The sequence below is a fragment of the Polaribacter sp. 2405UD43-2 genome, from assembly GCF_058147125.1.
Map to the genome: position 1 here is coordinate 185,191 of NZ_JBYVJX010000007.1, position 8,072 is coordinate 193,262.

Annotated in this window: 8 protein-coding genes; 7 read left to right on the forward strand and 1 reads right to left on the reverse strand. The window is 29.4% G+C overall.

What is annotated here, in order from left to right:
- Positions 1-26 precede the first annotated feature (26 nt).
- From ACY2RX_RS11170 to murI, 7 genes are all read left to right on the forward strand, one after another.
- On the forward strand, positions 27-926 hold the full coding sequence (locus tag ACY2RX_RS11170) for an NAD kinase (RefSeq protein ID WP_490104061.1): 900 nt from the start codon (positions 27-29) through the stop codon (positions 924-926).
- 105 nt (positions 927-1,031) lie between these two features.
- Positions 1,032-1,709 (forward strand): type IX secretion system protein PorG, encoded by a 678-nt coding sequence (porG, locus tag ACY2RX_RS11175; RefSeq protein WP_490104062.1) that lies wholly within the window; start codon positions 1,032-1,034, stop codon positions 1,707-1,709.
- A 1-nt stretch (position 1,710) separates the two neighbouring features.
- A complete protein-coding gene (uppS, locus tag ACY2RX_RS11180; protein WP_490104063.1) occupies positions 1,711-2,454 on the forward strand; it encodes an undecaprenyl pyrophosphate synthase in 744 nt (247 codons plus the stop codon).
- Between the two features lie 7 nt (positions 2,455-2,461).
- Positions 2,462-5,041: an outer membrane protein assembly factor BamA gene (gene bamA / locus ACY2RX_RS11185; RefSeq protein ID WP_490104064.1), complete on the forward strand. Its 2,580-nt coding sequence runs from the start codon at positions 2,462-2,464 to the stop codon at positions 5,039-5,041.
- Between the two features lie 66 nt (positions 5,042-5,107).
- Positions 5,108-5,905, forward strand: coding sequence for an OmpH/Skp family outer membrane protein (locus ACY2RX_RS11190; protein WP_490104065.1), 798 nt, complete (start codon positions 5,108-5,110; stop codon positions 5,903-5,905).
- 12 nt (positions 5,906-5,917) lie between these two features.
- Positions 5,918-6,424 carry an OmpH/Skp family outer membrane protein gene (locus ACY2RX_RS11195; RefSeq protein ID WP_490104066.1) on the forward strand — a complete coding sequence of 169 codons (507 nt, stop codon included), beginning with the start codon at positions 5,918-5,920 and terminating at the stop codon, positions 6,422-6,424.
- Positions 6,425-6,487: 63 nt separating this feature from the next.
- Entirely contained in the window at positions 6,488-7,282 is a 795-nt protein-coding gene (murI, locus tag ACY2RX_RS11200) for a glutamate racemase (protein WP_490104075.1), read from the forward strand.
- 54 nt (positions 7,283-7,336) lie between these two features.
- Here murI and ACY2RX_RS11205 read toward each other — a convergent pair.
- On the reverse strand, positions 7,337-8,072 hold a 736-nt coding region (locus tag ACY2RX_RS11205), incomplete at its 5' end, for an IS256 family transposase (protein ID WP_490104067.1).

Below are 8,072 nucleotides of genomic sequence, written 5' to 3' on the forward strand. Positions count from 1 at the left end.
AAAAACATTAATTAAAAGACAATTTTGTGAAAAAAGCAGCAATTTACGGTCAATCTTACGCCATTTCATCAAAAAAAGAAATTCATATATTACTTAACGTTTTAGAAAAAAACGGAATTGATTTCTGCATAGAACATCAATTTTACAAACTTTTAATTAAAAATAATGTTCTAAAAGACAATTATAAATGTTTTAGCAATTTTAATGATTTAGACGATTCTTTTGATGTTATGTTTACCATTGGTGGAGATGGTACTTTTTTACGCTCTGTAACTCACATTAGAGATTTAGACATTCCTATTTTAGGCATAAACACGGGTAGACTCGGTTTTTTAGCAATTGTGCCCAAAGATGTTATAGAAGAAAGTATAGAATTGGTTCTTAATGGCGAATATACATTGCAAGAAAGATCTTTACTTTCTGTAAAAACAGTACCCAAAACTAAAGATTTTGCAGAGCTTAATTTTGCTTTAAATGAAGTTACAATTGCAAAGAAAAACACCACTTCTATGATCGGTGTAAAAACCTATTTAAACAAAGAATATTTAACCAATTATTGGGCAGATGGTTTAATAATTTCTACACCCACAGGTTCTACTGGTTATTCTTTAAGTTGTAATGGGCCTGTAATTTTACCAGATTCAAAAAACTTAGTCATAACACCCATTGCACCTCATAATTTAAATGCAAGACCAATGGTTATTTCTGATGAAACTAAGATTGAATTAAAAGTAGATTCTAGAGAAAAAAGTTACATCATCTCGTTAGATTCTAGAGTTACAAGTGTACCAAAAGACACTAAAATATTTATAGAAAAATCTTCTTACACAATTAAAAGTATTTTGCCTAAAAACCAATCGTTTTTAAAGACTTTACGAAGTAAATTATTATGGGGAGAAGATATTAGAAACAAAACCAATCTTTAACGTATTTCTTGCAATAATTCTTTAAAATAGTTGTTATTCAAAAAAGACTGAATATTAACTTTATAAAGCAAATTGAAATACTTATATTTGCTCGCTATTTTTAGGATGAAAAAAAATGTTTTATTTATCGTGTTTTTTAGCTTTTCCTTAATTTCATTAGGACAAGTGTACGAAGCAGGGCTTTCTTTTGGGGGCACAAATTATGTTGGTGATATTGGTAAAAATTATTATATATATCCTGATAAACCAGCAGGTGCTATTTTTTTAAAATATAATTGGAATCCCAGAGTTGCACTAAGAGCTACTTATAGCTATTTACCAATTCAAGGAAATGATGCAAAAGCAGACACTAAATTTAGAAAAGACAGAGGCATTAATTTTACAAATACAATTAACGAATTGGCAATAGGTATAGAATATAATTTTTATGAGTACGATTTATCATCAGAAGATAAAACCTGGACACCTTATTTATTGCTAGAATTAGCTGGTTTTAATTACACAAATGTGGTATCACATCCACCAACAGGAAAACCAATTATGGGTAGTAAAACATCTGTTGCTATTCCTTTTGGTTTTGGTTATAAATCTAAATTATATAAAGATTTAGCTTTTTCTTTAGAAACAAAATTTAGATACACTTTTGTAGATGATTTAGATTACAGATCAAACATAACCCCTAATATAAATATAGAAGGAACAGGAAATGATTGGTATGTATTTACAGGGTTTTCTTTAATTTACACATTTGGGAGACCTGCATGTTATAAAGACGGATTTTAATATGGATAAAAAACTACTCATCGATTTACAAAGAGTTCCTAAACACGTTGCCATTATTATGGATGGTAATGGACGCTGGGCAAAAGGCAAAGGAATGAGTAGGGTTTTTGGTCACAGAAATGCTTTAACAGCCGTAAGAGAATCCGTTAAAGCAGCATCACAAGTTAATGTAGAAGCCATAACCTTATATGCTTTTTCTACAGAAAACTGGAACAGACCAAAATTAGAAGTAGACGCTTTAATGAGCTTACTCATCAATTCTTTAAAAAAAGAATTACCAGAGTTTATGAAAAATGGAGTAAAAGTAAACTCTATTGGTGCTATTGAAACACTTCCTAAAAAAGCACAAAAAGTTTTAAACGATGTTATTTCTCAAACAAAAAACAATACAGATATTATTTTAACCTTTGCATTAAGTTACGGTTCTAGAGAAGAAATTGTTAACGCAATTAAAAACATATCTAAAAAAGTTGTTAATAAAGAGCTTAATATTAAAGAAATTGATGAAAATATTATAAATAATCATTTATATACGTTTAATTTGCCCGAGGTTGATTTAATGATAAGAACTAGTGGAGAACAACGCATTAGTAATTTCTTATTATGGCAAATGGCATATGCCGAATTATATTTTACAAATATACTTTGGCCAGATTTTAGACAAGAGCATTTTTATGATGCAATTATTGAATACCAGAATAGAGAACGAAGATTTGGAAAAACAAGCGAACAAATTACAGAATAAATTTTTTATGAAATTATTTTCTGCAACAATAGTGTTTATAACACTATTTTTTACTTTTAATGCTAACGCACAAATAAAGAAAGATAGTATACCTGTTGTAAAAAAAGATACCATTGTAACAAAAAATATTTCCTTTGAAAAAGGTAAAGAATATATTTTAGGAGGCATTACCGTTACTGGTCTAAAAAAGTATAGCGAAGAAACTGTTAGAGTTTTTACAGGCTTAAGAAACGGACAAGTAATTAAACTTCCTGGAGACAAACTAACAAGCGCCATAAAAAAATTGTACGAAAGTAAACAGTTTAGCGATGTAGATGTTTATTTAGCAAGAATCGATGGCAATGCTGTATACCTTCAGTTTGATGTAAAAGAACTACCACAGTTAAAAGTTGTAAAAATAAATGGTATTAAAAAAGGAAAGTCTAAAGAAATCATTAAAGAAACTGAATTAAAAGAAGGTGCTATGGTTACAGACAACCTAATTGTAACCACAAAAAATTATATCACTAAAAAATATACTGATAAAGGCTTTTTAAAAGCAAAAGTAAATTTAGATGTAAAAAAAGACACCTCAGATATCAACGTGGTAAATATGTCAATTTTTATTGATAAAGGAAAAAAAATTAAAATTAAAAACATCAACTTTAAAGGTAATAAAGCTCTTTCTGACAGAAAACTTAGAAAGACTATGAAAAACACCAAAGAAAAATTTTGGGGTCGTTTTTGGAAAGGCTCTAAATATATTGAAGAAGATTATCAAGAAGACCTAGAAAACATCTTAAAAACTTATAGCAGGTTAGGTTATAGAGATGCCAGAATTTTAAATGAAAATATTTCTTGGAATGATGATAATACCATTAATATAAACATCAATTTAGAAGAAGGTAAACAATATAGATTTGCAGAAATATTATTTGTAGGAAACAAAGAATATACAGACGAACAATTATACTCAATTTTAAAAATTGATAAAGGCGATGTTTATAATGGCGAAGTTTTAAAAGAACGTGTAAAAGGTGATGGAACACCAACATCAGAAGATTTATCTACTCTTTACCAAGACAATGGTTTTTTATTCTCTTCTGTAAATGCGGTAGAAACAAAAGTTGAAAATGATTCTATAACCGTAGAAATTAGAATTAGAGAAGATGAAAAAGCACGAATTAAAAAAGTAACCGTTTCTGGAAACGACAAAACGAACGACCACGTTATTTTTAGAGAACTTAGAGTTAAACCAGGAGATTTATTTAGTAGAACTGCCATTATTAGATCTATTAGAGAAATAGGTCAGTTAGGTTTCTTTGATCAAAATGTAACGCCAGATGTAGTCCCTGATTATCAAAATAAAACTGCTGACATCGATTTTTCTGTAGTAGAAAAAGGAGGTAGCCAAATAGAATTACAAGGTGGTTATGGTGGTGGATCTTTTATAGGTACTTTAGGTTTATCTTTTAACAATTTTTCTATCAGAAATATTTTTAACAAAGAAGCATACAAACCATTACCTATGGGAGATGGACAAGCATTATCTTTAAGATTACAATCTAGTAGAACCTACAATACTTATAGCTTTTCATTTACAGAACCTTGGTTAGGAGGTAGAAAACCTAAATCTTTATCTTTTTCAATTTATTCATCTAATCAATATCGATTTGACTACCAAACAGGAAGAGTTAATAAAGATCAAAATTTAGGTATTATTGGTGCATCTTTAGGTTTAGGACAACGTTTAAAATGGCCTGATGATTTTTTCCAATTATCACAAACTATTTCATATCAAAGTTTTAGATTAAAAAACTATGGATTTAGAGTGGGGGCAGCTGTTTTAAACAACGGAACACTTAACAATTTATCTTACAGTGCTAATTTAGCAAGAAACTCATCTGGGCCTGGTAGAATTTTTCCAACCTATGGATCAGAATTTTCTGTTGGTGTAAAAGCTACTTTTCCTTATTCTTTAGTAAATGGTAAAAAAGACTATACTGAACCTGCAGGGTTAACTGATGCTGAGAAAAATGATTTTTTTGCTGAAAAATACAAATGGTTAGAGTATTATAAATTGAATGCAAAAGGAAAATGGTACACTTCTTTTACAAACAAATTAGTATTAATGTCTAACGCAGAAATGGGATTTTTAGGGTTTTATAATTCAAAATTAGGTCAAAATCCTTTTGAACGTTATTTTGTTGGTGGTGATGGTATTGCACAGTTTCAATTAGATGGTAGAGAAACAATAGGCTTAAGAGGTTACGAAAACAACAGCCTATCTACAAGAGATGAAAATGGAAATGCGAATCAAGGAGGTACAATTTACACCAAATTTCAAATGGAATTACGTTATTCTATTACAGATTCTCCATCAGCATCAATCTATACTTTAGGTTTTTTAGAAGCAGGGAATTCTTATAACAATTTTGGAACATTTAATCCGTTTGAATTAAAACGCTCTGCCGGATTAGGAGTTAGAATTTTTATGCCTGCATTTGGTTTATTAGGTATAGACTTTGCACATGGTTTCGACCCTTTACCAGGTCAGACTGTAAAATCTGGATGGCAAACACATTTTATTATTGGAAGACAATTCTAAGAAAACTGTACATTTGTAATGCTAAAGTTTTTTTGGCACGGTTTTTTCTAAACACATATTATACAAATGAAAAAAATATTTTTAACACTCGTTCTTTTATTTACTGTAACAGTTTTTTGGTCGCAAAGAAATCAAATTATAGCTTATATAGATATGGATTATATTCTAGAAAATGTTCCAGAATATCTTGAAGCTCAAAATACCCTTGACGGAAAAGTTGCGAAATGGAGAAAAAAATTAGACGGACAAGCAAGACATATTGAGGTTCTTAAAACAGATTTAGCCAACGAAAAAGCAATTCTAACCAAAGACTTAATTGAAGAAAAAGAAGAAGAAATAGCTTTAAAACAAGAAGAATTAAGAAGATTAGAATCTTTGTACTTTGGGTCTAAAGGCGATTTGTTTCAGGTAAGAAAACAATTGGTTAAGCCAATTCAAGACCAGGTTTATAATGCAATTCAGAAAATTGCGAAAAGAAAAAAATATGATTTTGTATTTGATAAAACAAGTGATTTAGTAATGCTTTTTTCAAATAAAAAATACGATATTAGCGACCTCGTTTTAGCCACTATAGATAGAACAAGGCTAGTTAATGATAAAAACGAAAGAAAAAAAGCAAAGAAAAATGCAAAAAAAATTGCTCCTAAAAAAGAACTAACAGAAAAACAGAAAAATACTGTAAAAAAAATAGAAGATGCTAAAGCAAAAAAGGAAGCAGAAAAAGAAGCAAAGAAAAAACTTATAGCAGACAGAAGAAAAAAACTATTAGAGCAAAGAGCAGAAAAAAGAAGATTATTAAGAGAAAAAAAGGAAGCTGCAAGAAAGAAAAAAGAAGATAACAAAAAAGACAAGAATAATAATTAAATTAAAACAAGAATGAAAAATTTAAAAACGTTACTATTAATTGCTGTATTTACTTTAGGTGTTGCTGGTGTAGCAAATGCACAAAAAGTAGGTCATATAAATTTTGAAAAATTAGTAGCAGAAATGCCACAGACTAAAGCTTTAAAATTAAACATAGAAAAGCTTGGAAAAACGTATCAAGATGAAATTGAGGGAATGAAAAAGAAGCTAGATGCAAAAATAAAAAAATATTCTGCTGAGCAAAATACGCAAACTAAAGAAGCTAATGACAAAAGAGCTCAAGAAGTACAAAAAGATGGTGCTAGATATGAACAAGCTAGACAAACAGCTTATCAAGAAATGCAAAAAAAACAAGCAGAAGGTTTAAACCCAATTATAGAAAAAGCTCAAAAAACAATTGAAGAAGTTGCTGCTGCAAAAGGAATTCTTTATGTATTAGACTCAACTCCTGGAAAAGGCTTATTGGTTAAAAAAGGCGAAGACTTAATGGCTGCTGTAAAAGCTAAATTAGGATTCTAAAAAATCTTTTAAATGATATATGAAACCTACTTTAAAAAAGTAGGTTTTTTTATTTTTACACATATGAAATCTAATAATTTTCCTATTGGTATTTTTGATTCTGGTGTGGGCGGAACTTCTATTTGGAAAGAAGTTATTTCGCTTTTATCATTAGAAAACACCATTTATCTTTCTGATAGTATAAATGCTCCTTATGGAGTAAAAACTAAGAAAGAGATTATAGATTTATCAATAAAAAACACAGATTTTTTGTTGAAGCAAAATTGTAAACTTGTAATTGTTGCTTGCAATACTGCAACCACAAATGCAATAAAAGTTTTAAGAAAAAAATATAAGATTCCATTTATTGGTATAGAGCCTGCAATAAAACCTGCTGCACTACAAACCAAGACTTTTAAAATAGGAATATTAGCAACCAAAGGAACTCTAAATAGCGAGTTATTTGAAAAAACTTCTAGTTTAATCAATCAAAAAATAATTAGAAAAGAAATAATTGGCAAAGGTTTGGTAGAACTGATTGAAAACGGGAAACTAAATTCTAAAGAAATGACTCAATTATTAACGAGTTATTTGCATCCTTTAGTTAAAGAAAATATTGATTGTTTAGTTTTAGGATGTACACATTATCCATATTTAATTCCTCAAATAAGAGAAATTGTTGGCAATAAAATTAAAATTATTGATTCTGGAGAAGCAGTTGCTAAACAGACAAAAGCAATTTTAGAAAAACACAAACTCACAAACACTTCAAACAAAAAAGTATCACATCAATTTTTTATCAACAAAAATAAAAATACTTTAAAAATGTTGATTTCTGATGCTCATAAAAATATTCAGATTACTGAAAAAGACTTCTAAAATCGACACTATCCAAAATTTTGTGTAACTAGAATTTCAGAGGGTTTAACTAATTTAGAGTTGAATCCTTTTTTCAAATATAGTTAAAAATTGATTAAGAATTAATCCCCAATTATGAATTGGTTGTATCCATTTTTTGGTTACTTGCATTAGCGCAAGGTATACTGATTTTTTAAGAGCATCATCCGTAGGGAATGCCATTTTGTTTTTGGTATATTTTCTGATTTTTCCATTTAGGTTTTCTATTAAATTAGTGGTATAAATTATCTTTCTAATTTCTAATGGGAAGTCAAAAAAGACAGTGAGTTCTTCCCAGTTTTGTTTCCAAGAACGTACAGCATAAGGGTATTTACTGTTCCATTTTTCTGCAAATCGTTCTAGTTCAGCAGCAGCCATTTCTTTATTTGGTGCATTGTAAATATGTTTCATATCTGCTGTAAAGGCCTTTTTATCTTTCCAAACCACATAACGTGCAGCGTTGCGTATTTGATGTACAACACAGATTTGCGTATCTGCTGTTGGAAAAATGTTTTTAATAGACTGCGTAAATCCATTTAAATTATCAGTGACAGTAACTAAAATATCTGCTACACCTCTTGCCTTTAAATCGGTTAACACACCTTGCCAGAAAGCAGCAGATTCATTGTGTCCTAACCACATTCCTAAAAGTTCTTTATAGCCTTCTCTATTAAGTCCTACAGCTAAGTAGATGGTTTTATTGATGACTTTTCCAGCTTGTCGTACTTTAACAATACCATCCATCCAGACGACACAATACACACTTTCTAAA